The following is a 15,263-nucleotide window of genomic DNA, read 5'->3' on the forward strand; positions in this document are numbered from 1 at the left end:
CGCATGAGTGGGTACCCGGGATCAACGGAAGGAAAGGGCCCTCACGCATGCACCGACTTCGTCACGGCGACGGCGGTCCGGCGGTCGCGGAAGTCCGGAGCACCCTGGCGAGTCTGGGATTCCTGAACTCTCATGCGGGCGCGGATCAGAACGACCCGCCGGAGTACTGGAAGGACGTCGAGGCGTCCTTCGACCATCCGCTCGACTCCGCGGTGCGCGCCTTCCAGCAGCACCGCGGGTTGCTGGTCGACGGCATCGTCGGCCCGGCGACCTACCGGGCGCTCAAGGAAGCCTCCTACCGGCTCGGCGCCCGCACCCTCATCTACCAGCTCTCCGCCCCGCTGTACGGCGACGACGTCGCCACGCTGCAGCGCAGGCTCCAGGATCTCGGCTTCTACGTGCACCGGGTGGACGGCTACTTCGGCCCGCACACGCACGAGGGGCTCACCGCCTTCCAGCGGGAGATCGGGCTCGCCGCCGACGGCATCTGCGGCCCGGACACGCTGCGCTCGCTGGAGTTGCTCGGCGCCCGCGTCACCGGTGGCAATCCGCACCGGATCGCCGAGGAGGAGGTCGTGCACCGGGCGGGCCCGCAGCTCACCGGCAAGCGCATCGTGATCGACCCTGGCCTCGGCGGCCCCGATCGCGGGCATTCGGTCGCCACCGAGTTCGGTGAAGTCTACGAGTCCGAGGTGCTCTGGGATCTGGCCGCCAGGCTGGAGGGCCGGATGGCCGCCACGGGCATGGAGACCTTCCTCTCCCGGCCCTGGAACGCCAACCCCAGCGATGCCGAGCGCGCCGAGACCTCCAACGCCTTCGACGCCGACCTGATGATCTCGCTGCGCTGCGCCACCAACCCGAGCCCGTCGGCGAACGGCGTGGCCGGCTTTTACTTCGGCAACTCGCACGGCTCGGTCTCGATGATCGGCCAGGTGCTGGCCGGCTACATCCAGCGCGAGGTGGTGGCGCGGACCTCGCTGCAGGACTGCCGCACGCACCCGCGCACCTGGGATCTGCTCCGGCTCACCAAGATGCCGACGGTCCAGGTCGACATCGGCTACCTGACCAACGAATACGACGCCTCGGTGCTCACCACGCCCCGGATGCGCGACGTGATCGCCGAGGCCATCCTGGTGTCCGTGAAGCGGCTGTACCTGCTCGGCCAGGACGATCAGCCCACCGGCACCTACACCTTCGCCGAGCTGCTCGCCGAGGAGCTGGCCGCGGCCGACCGGATGTAGTCCGCCCCCGCACGACGATGGCCCCGCCCGATTCCCGGACGGGGCCATCGTCGTTCTCCGGGATCAGCAGGGCGCGCCGACGCGGGCGGGCGGGGTCATCGAGGCGGCCGCGAGCAGCTGGTCCAGCGCGCGCTCGACGTCCTCCTTCCAACCGTGGTCGGAGTCGATCTCCAGCCGCAGCCGCGGGAAGCGGTGGTGCGGCGCCACCACCTCGAAGCCGGCGTCCTCCAGGAAGTCGGCCTCGATCATGCAGGTCTCCGGCGAGCACGGGCCGATGGCGGCGCTCGCGCTCGGCGCGGCGCCGAGGGAGGGGCTATCGATGCGCTCCATCAGCCGCATGGAGCCCGCGGTGCGATCACCGAGCAGGGTGGCCGGGGGAGCGGAGCGAATGCCGAATGCCTCGAGGGCGCGCACGCCGCGGCGGACCAGATCGGCCACCACGGCCTGGATCAGCTGGTGGGTGACGTCGCGGTCGGCGTAGATGGCTTCGGCCCGCAGCGTGGTCAGCAGGACGGCGTCCGGGCTCACCGGCGAGGTCGGGAAGAGTCCGGCGCGCGGGACCACGTTCGGCGGCGAGTACAGCGCACACCCCGCGCCCTGCCCGTCCACCTGAGCGATCTGACCGCAGGAGCCCCACTCCAGCATCACGGTGGAGAGCCAGGCCTCCTTCTCGAAGACCGGGTCGCTGAATTCCCTGGAGTCCTCGGCGACCGCGGGATCGATCTCCCAGAACACGCACCGCCGTGCGTGGGTGGGCAACTTGTCGAGCTCCCCGAGGGTGAGTGCTGTGACGCTGGTCGACACCGCTCTGCTCAGCCTCCAGCTCTCCGATTCGTCTACGCTCACTGGTCTCGCTCGCAAGAATAGGCGATCCGCCGAATTCCGAAACCCTTCGGGGGCGAAGCCGATTTCACAGTCGGATTTCCGGCACTGTCACAGTGACGTTTCAAGCCTGGCCTCTCGGTCATCGGCTGACAGCGCCGAAAATCAACAATTCGGGTCACCCGCCGAGCTGCTGCTGCTCCATCATTCCGACAATGCGTTCCAGGTCCTCGACCGAGCCGAACTCGACAACGATCTTGCCCTTCCGCTTACCCATGCTAACGACCACCCGGGTGTCGTACGACTCGGAGAGCCGCTCGGCCACCGTCTGCAACCCCGGCATGTGGATCGGCTTGCGCCGCACGGGGGCGGGCCTGATCACCGAGTCGTCGCGGTTGGCGAGGGTGACGGCCTCCTCGGTGGCCCGCACCGAGAGTCCCTCGGCGACGATCCGCGCGGCCAGCACCTCCTGGGCGTCCGCGCCCGAGTCCAACCCGAGCAGCGCGCGGGCGTGGCCCGCGGAGAGCACGCCGGCCGCGACCCGGCGCTGCACCGGAATCGGCAGCTTCAGCAGCCGGATCATATTGGTGATCACCGGGCGGGAGCGGCCCAGCTTGCCCGCCAGCTCCTCGTGCGTGACGCCGAACTCCTCCAGCAGCTGCTGGTAGGCGGCGGCCTCTTCGAGCGGGTTGAGCTGCACCCGGTGGATGTTCTCCAGCAGCGCGTCGCGCAGCATGGAGTCGTCGGCGGTCTCCCGGACGATGGCCGGGATGGCGGTGAGCCCGGCCTCCTGGCTCGCCCGCCACCGCCGCTCGCCCATGACGAGCTGGTAGCGGTCGGCGCCCGGTTGCACCCGGCGAACCACGATCGGCTGCATCAGCCCGAACTCGCGGATCGAGTGCACCAGCTCCGCCAGCGCGTCCTCTTCGAAGTAGGTGCGCGGCTGCTTGGGGTTCGGCTCGATCTTGTCCGGCGGGATCTCGCGGTAGACCGCGGCGCCGGTGTCGACCAACCCGGTGAGGTCGGGGAGGTCGGCGGCGCCGATCGGCACCGCGCGGGGGAGGGGAGTCGGTGCCTGCGGCACCTCGCCGAGCGCGGTGCCGTTGCCGTTGCCGTTGCCGGGCGCGCCGACCGGACCCGTCGGAATCAACGCGGCCAGCCCGCGCCCCAATCCGCCCTTCTTCGCCTGCGTCATCGGCCTACCGATCCCTTCCTTGTTCGCCACCGGACCCTGTTCTCAATCTTCGCAGGCGGTCAGGCACTGGCGGCGTCGTCGCGCTGCGCCGCGCCGCGGGCAGCGATTTCCCGGCCCGCGTCGAGGTAGCTCATGGCGCCCCGGGAACCGGGATCGTAGTCGAGCACCGTCATGCCGTAGCCGGGCGCCTCGGAGACCTTCACGCTGCGGGGGATCACCGAGCGCAGCACCACGTCGCCGAAGTGCGCGCGCACCTCCTCGGCCACCTGGTCGGCCAGCTTGGTCCGGCCGTCGTACATGGTGAGGATGACGGTGGAGATGTGCAGGTCGGGGTTGAGGTGCGCCTGCACCAGCCCGATATTGCGAATGAGCTGCCCGACGCCCTCCAGCGCGTAGTACTCGCACTGGATCGGGATCAGCACCTCCTTCGCCGCCACCATCGCGTTGACGGTGAGCAGACCGAGCGAGGGCGGGCAGTCGATCATGACGTAGTCGATGTTGTAGCCGGCGAGGTTGGCCTCCTGGATGGCGGCCTTGAGCCTGCCCTCCCTGGCGACCATAGAGACGAGCTCGATCTCCGCGCCCGCGAGGTCGATGGTGGCCGGGATGCAGAGCAACCGTTCGCTGTGCGGGCTGGTCTTGATCGCCTCCCGCACCGTGGTCTCCCCGATGAGGAGTTCGTAGCTGGAGGGCACGCCCGAGTAGTGGTCGATGCCGAGGGCGGTGCTCGCATTGCCCTGCGGATCGAGGTCGATCACCAGCACGGTCATGCCCTGGTGCGCCAGCGCGGCCGCCAGGTTCACCGCCGTGGTGGTCTTGCCAACGCCGCCCTTCTGGTTGGCGATCGTCATGATGCGCTGCTCGCGCGGCTTCGGCACGGTCACACCTCCTGGATGAAGCACTTGACTGGCCCGATGCGCCTCCACGGCGATCGGGGTCTCGCTGGCGGAAATATGCCCGAAGGGCGTGTTTCCGAAGGAGTCCGCATCGAGGCTGCTGGAGTCCAGCATCCCCGGAACTCTCGACGTGGTTTCCCGTGAAACATTCGCCGGCCCGCTCGACATAACTGCTCCTAACCCGAGAACTCACGACCCCGCACACCGGCACGCATGCGCACGGAGTCGGATCGTTCACAGCCGTGTCGGGGGATCGAAATGCGTTGATCGGATTCGCGAGACCCGATGGTCGAGCGGAGCATTCTGCTGCCGCTGTGACACCCACATCTCTTCGTGGCAACTACGCTCACGCCGACGGTGACTACTTTGCCAGCAGTGCGGGCGGAACGAAAGCTGAATCGCGGCGGGGCGCGGACGACACGCGGAATGTGCGTGGTTTCCCGTGAAACATCGGGCGTTTTTCGCAGTTGCGGTCTGTTCGGAGTGGTTTGCGGGGGAGCGGGGTCGGGTCGTGTTTCCCGTGAAACAGTGCGCGGTGACACTTCGGCGCTTCGCTGACCGCATGAGCCGGAAGGCGATGCCGACCCTTGCGCGTGCTTCCGAGCCGCGAGCGGGCAGTTCCCCGGGGAGGTGGCAGCTCCTCGGCTTACTCGGCACAGCCGCGCTCGGGAGTCCGCCGAACCGTCTCCTCCGCCAGCGTGCCGCAACCGCGTTCGACGGCACGACTGGATGGAACCCGAGCCGCGCCGCGCTCCGCACATACCAAAGCGCGCGCGTCTGGACCAGGGCCGGGCTCGCCCATCGCTGGGGATCCAGCGGGCGGGTCCGTTTGGAAGCAGCACAACACTGCGAGTGGCAGCGCACGCTTCGACGGTCGGCGGTCGGCGGTCAACAGCAAGTGCGAACTCCAGCACCTTCCGTCTCGGCGAGGTCGAGCTGATTCACGTGAAACATCCGTACTCCGTTCGAATGCGACCGCTCTGCCCGAGGGACCTACCGGTGATGCGGTCCCCGCTGTGTTTCACGGGAAACACTCGCGCCATCGCGGACGCTGCGATCGCCCTGCCACGCGCCCGTCAGCGTCGACGGACAAGGCGAGACTGGGCGCGACTGCCCAGCCATGAGGGCGGGTTGTCCTCCGGGCCGCAACAGTCGGATGTCCTGGCCGCGTGGCGGCCGAACTTCGTTGCGCGTCTCCGGGACCGCATCCAGGCGCACGCGGTGGTCTCGACAGAGACGGGGTCTGCGTCGCGCCCAGCGCCATCTATGGTCGCGCGAGCGTTCAGCTCAGCGCGTCAGCACGCGAAGAGGGGAGTACGCGGAGCGCGACCCAGTCCCGCACTGCTCCTGAAGCAGATGACCTCGAAACCCTGGAATAGCTCAGGGCGAGCATCGCCCGAGCCGACCGGCCGCCGCTCGAACCCGGCTCGCACCGCGGCACGCCGTCGACAATCGCCCACGCACCTTCCACGAGCATCTCGTGTCGATGCGGGAGAACTGCCGCTGCTCAGCTGATCGCCGCCAACCAAGCGCCGCGTGCCACCTTCGCGCCACCCGACCGTCGATCTCCGACGCCGAGTGCCCGTCTCCGCCTCCGGCCGCGTGCGGCGGGCACTCCCGCGTATACGGCCTACCGGCATCGAACACGGGAAGTGCGGCCAAGGCCCCCCATGTTCCACGTGGAACGCGACTCCGACCTACCGACCCTTCCGCCCCTTCACCGCACGCCGCAACGCAGCCCGCTCGGCGCGGGGGAGCGACTCCGCGGACACCACCAGCGTCGGCACCTCCAGCACTTCGCCCCCGCACTCGAGCACCGCCACACCCCCGGCACCGGCCCGAGCCAGATCGTGCGCATCCCGCTCGACCTCTTCCCGCGCACTGCTCCCCTTGAGCGCGAGCATCCGCCCGTGATCCCGGAGCAGCGGCATCGACCACTGGGCGAGCTTGCCGAGCGGAGCGACGGCGCGGGATGTCACGACATCGGCTCCACCGACCTCCTTCAACACCCCGTCCTGTTCGGCACGCCCCCGGACGACGGTCACCGGCAACTCCGCCTCCTCCAGGAACTCGCTGAGGAAGGCGGTCCGGCGAAGCAAGGGCTCGACGAGCGAGATGCGGAGGTCCGGCCGGGCGATGGCGAGCGGGATCCCGGGCAGCCCGGCACCACTGCCGACGTCGACGACCGTCGCCCCCGCCTCGATCAACTCACCGAGGACGGCGCAGTTGAGAATGTGCCGATCCCACAGCCGGGGCACCTCGCGTGGGCCGATGAGCCCGCGCTCGACACCGAACGAGGCGAGTGCGGCGTGGTACCGCACCGCGAGCGGCAGACGGTCGCCGAAGATCAGCGCGGCGGCCGGCGGCGGCTCGACGAGACTCGGCTCGACGGCGCCGGGATCAGGTTCCACGTGAAACATCCTTCCGAACACAGGAGGGGCGCACCGGGCCCGGAGACGGCAAGGGCCTCCGGTCCGGAGACCAGAGGCCCTATCCAATCATCCGCCGCGGCGGGGTGCGTCACGCAGGGACGACCACCACGTGCCGGTTCGGCTCGACGCCCTCGCTCTCGCTGGCGACGCCGTCCACCGACGCGACCGCGTCGTGCACGATCTTGCGCTCGAACGGGGTCATCGGCACGAGCGGCTCGGGGGCGCCGCTGGCGAGCACCCGCTGCGCCGCGGCCTCGCCGAGCGCACTCAGCTCGGTGCGGCGCTTGGCCCGCCAACCGGCGACGTCGAGCATGAGCCTGCTGCGCTCGCCGGTCGCCTGCTGGACCGCGAGCCGGGTCAGCTCCTGCAGCGCGTCGAGCACCTCGCCGTTGCGGCCGACGAGCTTGGTGAGATCCGTGCCGCCGTCGATGCTCACCACGGCGCGGTCGCCCTCGACATCGAGATCGATGTCACCGTCGAAATCGAGTACGTCGAGCAACTGCTCGAGGTAATCGCCGGCGATCTCGCCCTCTTCGATGAGCTCCTCTTCGGCGTCGGTCTCGACCTCATCGGTCTCCGGATCGGCGTTCACAGTCGTCGTCGCCACGGTGGCTTCCCCTCCGTCGATCTCAGCAGTCATGTGATTTTCCTTCATCTGTTCTCCGCGGGAAACGGTTCGCCTCGCCCCGTTACCCGCGACGACGGACAGCGGTCAGCGCCTGCGCTTCTGATTGGCACGGCCGCGGTTGGCCGGGCGCTTCTGCCCGCCGGGACGCTTCTGGCCGTTCTTCCCGGATGCCTTCGCGGCGGGCTTGGCGGCGGGCGCGGAGCCGTTGGTGCTCGCGGCCTCCTCCGTCGCCTCCGGCTCGTCCGCCGGCTGCTGCGGCTTCTTCCTGGTGTCCACCGGCTTGGCGCCGGGCTTCGGGGCGTTCTGCGAGCGCAGGTCCAGCTTCGCCTGCTTCTTGGCCTCCTCTTCCTGCTCCATGCGGCCGAAGACGAGGTGCTGCTGCCCGTAGGTCCAGATGTTGTTGGAGACCCAGTAGAGCAGGATGGCGATCGGCAGGAACGGGCCGCCGACGAGCACGCCGAGCGGGAAGACCCAGAGCGCGAGCTTGTTCATGATCGCGGCCTGCGGGTTGGCCGCGGCCTCCGGCGTCTGCCTGGCGACCGAGGCGCGCGCGTTGAAGTGGGTCGCGATGCTGGCGATCACCATGAGCGGGATAGCGACGATGGCGATGCTCAGCTTGCTCGGCACCCCGCCCCAGTCGGCGAAGGCCTGCAGTTCGGAGACCGGCGCGGTGATGAACGCGGAGATCGGCGCACCGAAGATCCGGGCGCTCAGGAAGGACTGGACGTCGACCGCGCTGAAGACGTAGTTCGGGGTGTGCGCGTTGTCGTAGGCGTTCATGCCGAGCTGGCCGATGCCGTGGCCGGTGCGGTTGAAGGAGCGGAGCACATGGAACAGCCCGAGGAAGACCGGCACCTGGGCCAGGATCGGCAGGCAACCCATGAGCGGGTTGAAGCCGTTCTCCTTCTGCAGCTTCTGCATCTCGGTCGCCATCTTCTGGCGGTCGTTCTTGTACTTCTTCTGCAGCTCCTTGATCTGGGGCTGCAGCTCCTGCATCTGCTTGGTGGTCCGCACCTGGCGCACGAAGGGCTTGTACAGCACCAGCCGCAGCGTGAAGACGAGGAACACCACCGCCAGCGCCCAGCTGGCACCGTTGTCCGCGCCGAACACGAACCCGAATACTCGGTGCCAGAACCACAGAATCCAGGACACCGGATAGTAGATGAAATCGAGCACGGTTCTGTGTACTCCCGTCGTTACGTCTCGCCGATCACCGCTGGCGGCGATCCTTTACCAAGCCTTCGGCCCCGCCGCGTCCGCGGTGCGGCGCGCGCCTCGCTTCCGTTCCGGAACCGGGTCCCACCCACCAGGGTGCCAGGGCGCACATTTGACCAGACGCACGACCGTCAGCAACAGCCCGATCACCAGCCCCCTCGACCGCAGCGCGGTGACCGCGTACTCGCTGCAGGTGGGGGTGAATCGGCAGATCGGCATGCGGGTGGGGGACACGTAGGTCCGATACAGCTCGATCAGGAAGATCAGCGCGTTCGCGGGCAACCGGGCGATGCGCTTCACGACGGACTGCCCGCCCGCTCGGTCGCCCCGAGCCTGCGCAGCGCCGCCCGGAGCTGCCGGAGCAGGTCGTCCGAGCCCGCCGCGGCGGAGCTGGGGAGTGCCCGGATCACGATGTCGATCTCCGCGGGCAGCTCGGGTTGCACCTGGGCGCAGATATGACGCAGGCGGCGGGCGACGCGGTGACGGATCACCGAGTTGCCCACCGCCTTGCTGACGATCAGGCCGAAGCGGGGCCCGCCGATGCGGACCGCGGGCTCGGCCGGTAGAGACTGCGCTGGTTCGCTCCCGGTGGCTGCGGACGTGCCGGAGCCCTGGTCGTACCCGTGCGTGAACGCGTGCACGACCAGATCTCGTCTCCCGATTCGCTGGCCGCGGCGCACCGCCCGGGAGAAATCGGCACGATGATGCAACCGATACGGCTCAGGCAACACCCGAGCGTCCGAGAGCGATCGGGGATCAGGCAGTCAGTTCGGAGCGGCCCTTGCGGCGCCGCGCCGAGACGATGGCGCGACCCGCACGGGTGCGCATCCGGAGGCGGAAGCCGTGCACCCGCGCCCGACGACGGTTGTTCGGCTGGAACGTCCGCTTGCCCTTGGCCACGGTTGAACACTCCTCGAGTCGGTGGGCACCCCGCGGCGCCCGAAGCTTGTCGGTGATACATCTGTCCGGCCTCGTCGGCGCGGATCAGTCCCGGCGCACAGTCGGTCGATCACGACCGATTCCGGTCAGCACAGGACCACCCATCACACCAGGGGATGACTGTATGAGGGTACTGAGCCCGTTCGAGCAGGTCAAACTCGCCCCCGGGGTTCCGCGCACCCCCTCCCTTCCGCGGGTCCCGAGCACCGGCTATCGTGAGTTCGTCCACATCCCCTGACGCGCGTGCCCCGCCCGCCGGACCGCAGTTGCTCATTGGTAGCCAAAGAAGCGCAGGTCCAGGCCCCGCAGCGCCGCTCACCGGGGCTTTTGCGTTCATCCCCAGGGTTCTCCACATCTGTGGATAGATTGTGTACAAAGACCGGCCGAGTGGCATATTCGTAGAGCCGACGGCGCCACGCCGCGGCCCGGACGGGGGATTCGGGCAGCTACGAGCCGGCTTCGGATGTATGCGAGATCACGGGTACGCGCCTGGTCATCGCGTCCGCTCCACTCGACCCATTCCGGGGAGGCAATTGTATGGACGACGAGCAGAATGTGCTCGCCACCGTCTGGCCCGAGGTGGTCGCCGAACTCACCGCCGGTTCGCCGGACGGTGCGATCGCGGCGGTCTCCCGAGCACAGCAGGCCTGGCTCAAGCTCGTCAAGCCGCTGACGGTCGCGCAGGGGTTCGCGCTGCTGTCGGTGCCGTCCTCGCTCGCCCAGGAGGCGATCGAGCGCGACCTGCGCGAGCCCATCCTGCGGTCGCTCGGACGCAGGCTCGGGCCGCAGGTCGAAGGGCTCGGGGTGCGCATCGCGGCACCCGTGCCAGGCACGCCGGAGCGCTCGGGCACCGGAGCGCGGCACGCCAGGATGACCTCGCGCCCCGAGGGTGAGCACGCGCGCACCGGCTACGGCAGGTACGAAGCCGCCGAGCCCGCCGAGCCCGCGCCGCGCGAGGAGTACCGCGGTGAGCCCGGCTACCAGGGCGGCGCCCGCTTCGCCGAGCCCGGCTACCCGGAGGCGAACGAGTACGGCGCCGACACCGCATACCGCACCGGGCCCGCGGGCTACGGCTACTCCGGCGAGCCGGAGGGCGCACCCGCCGCCCGCTATCCGGGCTACGGAGACCACGGCTTCGGCAGGCAGCCGGAGGACGAGGGCGCCGAGCGCAGACCGTTCCCCGGCGCCGACGACACCGGGTACGAGGAGGCCCCGCGCTACGCCGAGCCCCGCTACGCCGATCCGCCCCGCTTCGCCGACGGCGACGAACACCGCGGCTACGACGGCGAGCGGCCGCGGCCGTACCCCGAGGGCGAGCGACGCGAGCAGCGCGGCTTCGACGGCGCCGATGGCGACCGGAGTTTCCGCGAGCCGGAGCGCAGGGAGGCTCCGCGGGCGGGCCAGGAGACGCTCTTCGGCGCCGACCTCCCCGGCCGCGGCTGGAGCCGCGACGACGAACCGGACGGCCAGGCCGCCCCGCAGCCGGAGCCGGCCGCGGCGCCGGACGACGAGCCGGTGGTCCCGGTGCGCAACGCCTGGCCGACGTATTTCGCCAAGAGCCAGGAGAGCTCGACGCCGCCCTCCTCGGCCAGCCTGAACGCCAAGTACACCTTCGAGACCTTCGTCATCGGCGCCTCCAACCGCTTCGCGCACGCGGCCGCGGTGGCGATCGCCGAGGCACCCGCCCGCGCCTACAACCCGCTCTTCGTCTGGGGCGCCTCCGGCCTCGGCAAGACGCACCTGCTGCACGCGGCCGGGCACTACGCGCAGCGGCTCTTCCCCGGCATGCGGGTGAAGTACGTCTCCACCGAGGAATTCACCAACGACTTCATCAACAGCCTGCGCGACGACCGCAAGGTCGCCTTCAAGCGGCGCTACCGCGAGACCGACATCCTGCTGGTCGACGACATCCAGTTCATCGAGGGCAAGGAAGGCATCCAGGAGGAGTTCTTCCACACCTTCAACACGCTGCACAACGCGAACAAGCAGATCGTGGTCTCCTCGGACCGGCCGCCCAAGCAGCTGGCCACCCTGGAGGAGCGGCTGCGCACCCGCTTCGAGTGGGGGCTGATCACCGATGTGCAGCCGCCGGAGCTGGAGACCCGGATCGCCATCCTGCGCAAGAAGGCGCGGATGGACCGCCTCGACGTCCCGCACGACGTGCTGGAGCTGATCGCGAGCCGGGTCGAGCGCAACATCAGGGAGCTGGAGGGCGCGCTGATCCGGGTCACCGCCTTCGCCTCGCTGAACGGCCAGCCGCTGGACATCTCACTGGCCGAGGTGGTGATGCGCGACCTCATGCCGGACACCGCCGCGCTGGAGATCAACGCGGCGACGATCATGGCGGTCACCGCGGAGTACTTCAACACCAATCTGGAGGAGCTCACCGGGCCGGGCAAGGCGCGGCCGCTCGCGCAGGCCAGGCAGATCGCCATGTACCTCTGCCGGGAGCTCACCGACCTCTCGCTGCCGAAGATCGGCCAGGCCTTCGGCCGCGACCACACCACGGTGATGTACGCGGAGAAGAAGGTGCGCAAGGAGATGACCGAGCGGCGCCGGGTGTACGACCAGGTGCAAGAACTCACGGCCCGGATCAAGCAGCGTTCGCGCTGATCGTCTACTAACACCTGTGCACTGCCCCTGACCAGGGGCAGTGCATTTTTTGTCCCTGTGGATTCCTCGAGGAATCCACAGGTTGTCCTCGAGGAAACACCGAGTTGTCCACCGATTGATCCACAGGCTCGGCACCGCCCCTCGGGAGCACTGTGCACAGGTGGGGAATCCACAGTTTCCACAGGTGATTTCACCCCCAGGCGCTGAGCTGGGCAGATACCGGTCAGGGGCCTGTGGATTCCTCGAGGAATCCCTGTGGACTCCTCGAGGAATCCACAGGTTGTCCACGGATTCCTGCACAGGTGTGCACAACTGGGGTTTCATGGTGGAACAACCGGTGGATGACTCGAGGATGGATTGTGGACAGCTTTCGGCTGTCCACAGCCGACCCCCGTTCATCCTCGAGACACTCACCGTCCATCCCCAGGGCACCACGCCGTGCCACCTGCGCAAAGGCCGCGAATCCACAGATTCCACAGGACCTACTACTACTTCTTTTCCCTTCTTGGAGAGATCTCTCTTAAAACAGGCTGTGTGGAAAACGGTGCGACGGGCTCGCGGCCGGAGCGCGACGGGAGCAGGGAGGCGGAGCCGGGGTTAGGCCGATATGCGCTCGACCGCGCGAGTACGGTTTGATGTCGGTCGCGTGTGCCAGACTGCGTGGGCAGCGATCGATTCGCCCCGCCGAGCGCGCAGCCGCGGGTTCGCAGGCACGCAGATCACGGGAACTGGACGCCAACGGGAAGGACAGGTCGGGCGATGGAGCTCTCCGGCATGAAGTTTCGGGTCGCCCGCGAGGACTTCGCCGACTCCGTGGCCTGGGTGGCGCGCAGCCTGCCGTCCCGGCCGCCGGTGCCGGTGCTCGGCGGTGTGCTGCTCGTCGCCGACGAGGACGGGCTGACCGTCTCCGGCTTCGACTACGAGGTCTCCGCGCAGATGCGGGTGGCCGCCGAGGTCGCCGGGCCGGGCCGGGTGCTCGTCTCGGGGCGGCTGCTCGCGGACATCACCAAGTCGCTGTCGAACAAGCCGGTCGACGTCTCGCTGGACGGCACCCGGGTGCTGATCGCCTGCGGCAGCGCCAAGTTCTCGCTGCCGACCATGCCGGTGGAGGATTATCCCCAGCTCCCCGAGGTGCCGCAGCAGACCGGCTCGGTCGGCGTCGACGTGTTCGCCGCCGCCGTCGGCCAGGTCGCCGTCGCCGCGGGCCGGGACGACACCTTGCCGATGCTCACCGGCATCAGGGTGGAGATCGAGGGCGAGAAGGTGGTCCTGGCCGCCACCGACCGATTCCGGCTCGCTGTGCGGCACCTGGAGTGGCAGCCGGCCCGCCCGGACGTGCAGACCGCGGTGCTGATCCCCGCGCGCACGCTCTCCGAGGCCGCCAAGACGCTCGGCGCCGCCGATGCCCCGGTGCAGCTCTCGCTCGGCTCCGGCGCGGGCGCGGACGGGCTGCTCGGCATCGTGAACGGCGGCCGCCGCACCACCACCCGGCTGCTCGACGCGGAATTCCCCAAGTTCCGCCAGTTGCTCCCCAAGGAGCACACCTCGATCGCCACGCTCGGGGTCGCGCCGCTCACCGAGGCGATCAAGCGCGTCGCGCTGGTCGCCGAGCGCGGCGCCCAGGTCCGGCTGGAGTTCTCCGCGGACGGGCTGCAGCTCTCCGCGGGCGGCGACGACGCAGGGCGCGCCGAGGAGTGGTTGGTCGCCGAGTTCCGCGGCGAGCCGCTGACCATCGCGTTCAACCCCGGCTACCTGGTGGACGGCCTCTCCGCGCTGCACGCCGAGCGGGTGACCTTCGGCTTCACCACGCCGAGCCGCCCCGCCGTGCTGCTGCCCGCGGCCGAGGAGGAGCCGCAGCCGTCCGAGTCGGGGGCGTTCGCGGCCATCGAGAGCCCGTACACCTACCTGCTGATGCCGGTCCGGCTGCCGGGCTGATCCGGGTGAGCGGAGCACTGCCCGGCCGTTCCCCCCGGGGGTAGCGGATGTTCGTGCGCGCGCTCTCACTGCGCGACTTCCGCTCCTGGGAACAGCTCGATGTGGAGTTGTCCCCAGGCCGCACGGTACTGCTGGGGGCGAACGGCAACGGCAAGACCAACGTGCTCGAGGCGCTCGGCTACCTGTCCACACTCGCCTCGCACCGGGTCTCCGCCGACGCCCCGCTGATCCGCACCGGCGCCGAGCGCGCCCGGATCGGGGCCGCGGTGGTGAACGCGGGCCGGGAGCTGCGGATCGACCTGGAGCTGAACCACGGCGCGGCGAACCGCGCGCAGCTCAACCGCTCGCCCGCGCGCAGGCCGAGGGAGATCCTCGGCGTCCTGCACACCGTGCTCTTCGCACCGGAGGATCTCGCGCTGGTGCGCGGCGACCCGGGGGAGCGCCGCCGCTTCCTCGACGAGCTGGCCACCGCGCGGCTGCCGCGGCTCGCCGCCGTGCGCTCGGACTACGACCGGGTGCTGCGGCAGCGCTCGGCGCTGCTGAAGACGGCGGGGCGGAACGTCCGCTCGCGCTCCGACCTGAGCACCCTCGATGTGTGGGACGGGCACCTCGCCGCGCACGCCTCCGTGCTGCTCGAGCACCGGCTGCGGCTGGTGCACGACCTGGCGCCGCACCTGGCCGACGCGTACCGCGCGCTGGCGCCGGAATCGCGGCCCGCCGCGATCGGCTACCGCAGCGGCTACCTGCCCCCCGAGCTGCTCGACCCGGCGCGGCCGCCGGCCGCCAGCGATCCGGACGAGCTGGCGGCGGTGCTGCTGCGCGAGCTCGCCGCGGCGCGGACGAAGGAGCTGGAGCGCGGGGTCTGCCTGGTCGGCCCGCACCGGGACGACCTGGAGCTGCTGCTCGGCGGCGGGCAGGCGAAGGGGTTCGCCAGCCACGGGGAGTCCTGGTCGTTCGCGCTGGCGCTGCGGCTCGCGGCCTTCGAGTTGCTGCGCGGCTCCGGCGCCGAGCCGGTGCTGCTGCTGGACGACGTCTTCGCCGAGCTGGACCGGCGCCGCCGGACCGCGCTGGCGGCCGTCGCCGCGGCCGCGGAGCAGGTGCTGATCACCGCCGCGGTGCCGGAGGACGTGCCGGCGGAGCTGGATGCCACGCCCCTGCGGGTGCGGACCACCGGTGACCCGGACAGCCGGGTCTCCCTGCTCGCCGCGGACGCCTCCGCTGCCGTAGAGTGACACGGCGCGCGCCGCCCTCGAACACCGTCCCCCGTTCTCCCCACACTTCCGGGGTGCCTGTGGAGAAATTCGGGACAACCGTCCCGGCGGGGACCGGGAAACCGCAGCTCGAGGC

General features: G+C 69.9%; 13 protein-coding genes. 4 read left to right on the plus strand and 9 right to left on the minus strand.

What is annotated here, in order from left to right; translation table 11 throughout:
• Nucleotides 1–47: 47 nt before the first annotated feature.
• The gene (locus ACFUJ1_RS17125) at nucleotides 48–1,241 is read left to right on the plus strand and encodes an N-acetylmuramoyl-L-alanine amidase (RefSeq protein WP_233015353.1); all 1,194 of its coding nucleotides are present in this window, start codon (nucleotides 48–50) and stop codon (nucleotides 1,239–1,241) included.
• 63 nt (nucleotides 1,242–1,304) lie between these two features.
• On the opposite strand, the gene ACFUJ1_RS17130 is transcribed toward ACFUJ1_RS17125, so the two are convergent.
• The 9 genes from ACFUJ1_RS17130 to rpmH all read right to left on the minus strand — a co-directional run bounded on the left by ACFUJ1_RS17130 (nucleotide 1,305) and on the right by rpmH (nucleotide 9,329).
• Nucleotides 1,305–2,045: a GNAT family N-acetyltransferase gene (locus ACFUJ1_RS17130; protein WP_378646609.1), complete on the minus strand. Its 741-nt coding sequence runs from the start codon at nucleotides 2,043–2,045 to the stop codon at nucleotides 1,305–1,307.
• Between the two features lie 196 nt (nucleotides 2,046–2,241).
• A complete protein-coding gene (locus ACFUJ1_RS17135) occupies nucleotides 2,242–3,258 on the minus strand; it encodes a ParB/RepB/Spo0J family partition protein (protein ID WP_378646611.1) in 1,017 nt (338 codons plus the stop codon).
• A gap of 59 nt (nucleotides 3,259–3,317) precedes the next feature.
• Nucleotides 3,318–4,322, minus strand: a complete 1,005-nt coding sequence (locus ACFUJ1_RS17140; protein WP_378646613.1) for a ParA family protein — start codon at nucleotides 4,320–4,322, stop codon at nucleotides 3,318–3,320.
• Between the two features lie 1,529 nt (nucleotides 4,323–5,851).
• Nucleotides 5,852–6,574 (minus strand): 16S rRNA (guanine(527)-N(7))-methyltransferase RsmG, encoded by a 723-nt coding sequence (gene rsmG / locus ACFUJ1_RS17145; protein WP_378646616.1) that lies wholly within the window; start codon nucleotides 6,572–6,574, stop codon nucleotides 5,852–5,854.
• Nucleotides 6,575–6,674: 100 nt separating this feature from the next.
• A complete protein-coding gene (locus ACFUJ1_RS17150; RefSeq protein ID WP_233015358.1) occupies nucleotides 6,675–7,226 on the minus strand; it encodes a protein jag in 552 nt (183 codons plus the stop codon).
• Nucleotides 7,227–7,298: 72 nt separating this feature from the next.
• Nucleotides 7,299–8,390: a membrane protein insertase YidC gene (yidC, locus tag ACFUJ1_RS17155; protein WP_378646619.1), complete on the minus strand. Its 1,092-nt coding sequence runs from the start codon at nucleotides 8,388–8,390 to the stop codon at nucleotides 7,299–7,301.
• Nucleotides 8,391–8,444: 54 nt separating this feature from the next.
• Nucleotides 8,445–8,729: a membrane protein insertion efficiency factor YidD gene (gene yidD, locus ACFUJ1_RS17160; RefSeq protein ID WP_378646621.1), complete on the minus strand. Its 285-nt coding sequence runs from the start codon at nucleotides 8,727–8,729 to the stop codon at nucleotides 8,445–8,447.
• The gene (gene rnpA / locus ACFUJ1_RS17165; RefSeq protein ID WP_378646623.1) at nucleotides 8,726–9,160 is read right to left on the minus strand and encodes a ribonuclease P protein component; all 435 of its coding nucleotides are present in this window, start codon (nucleotides 9,158–9,160) and stop codon (nucleotides 8,726–8,728) included. The genes yidD and rnpA overlap by 4 nt, the downstream gene beginning before the upstream one ends.
• A gap of 25 nt (nucleotides 9,161–9,185) precedes the next feature.
• Nucleotides 9,186–9,329 carry a 50S ribosomal protein L34 gene (gene rpmH, locus ACFUJ1_RS17170; RefSeq protein ID WP_071932098.1) on the minus strand — a complete coding sequence of 48 codons (144 nt, stop codon included), beginning with the start codon at nucleotides 9,327–9,329 and terminating at the stop codon, nucleotides 9,186–9,188.
• 576 nt (nucleotides 9,330–9,905) lie between these two features.
• Here rpmH and dnaA point away from each other — a divergent pair.
• The 3 genes from dnaA to recF all read left to right on the plus strand — a co-directional run bounded on the left by dnaA (nucleotide 9,906) and on the right by recF (nucleotide 15,148).
• Nucleotides 9,906–11,981 (plus strand): chromosomal replication initiator protein DnaA, encoded by a 2,076-nt coding sequence (gene dnaA / locus ACFUJ1_RS17175; RefSeq protein ID WP_378646626.1) that lies wholly within the window; start codon nucleotides 9,906–9,908, stop codon nucleotides 11,979–11,981.
• 759 nt (nucleotides 11,982–12,740) lie between these two features.
• Nucleotides 12,741–13,916, plus strand: coding sequence for a DNA polymerase III subunit beta (gene dnaN / locus ACFUJ1_RS17180; protein WP_378646628.1), 1,176 nt, complete (start codon nucleotides 12,741–12,743; stop codon nucleotides 13,914–13,916).
• 47 nt (nucleotides 13,917–13,963) lie between these two features.
• On the plus strand, nucleotides 13,964–15,148 hold the full coding sequence (gene recF / locus ACFUJ1_RS17185) for a DNA replication/repair protein RecF (protein ID WP_378646631.1): 1,185 nt from the start codon (nucleotides 13,964–13,966) through the stop codon (nucleotides 15,146–15,148).
• The last annotated feature ends 115 nt before the right edge of the window (nucleotides 15,149–15,263 follow it).

Source organism: Nocardia sp. NPDC057227, from assembly GCF_042669725.1.
Taxonomy (GTDB): domain Bacteria; phylum Actinomycetota; class Actinomycetes; order Mycobacteriales; family Mycobacteriaceae; genus Nocardia; species Nocardia asteroides_A.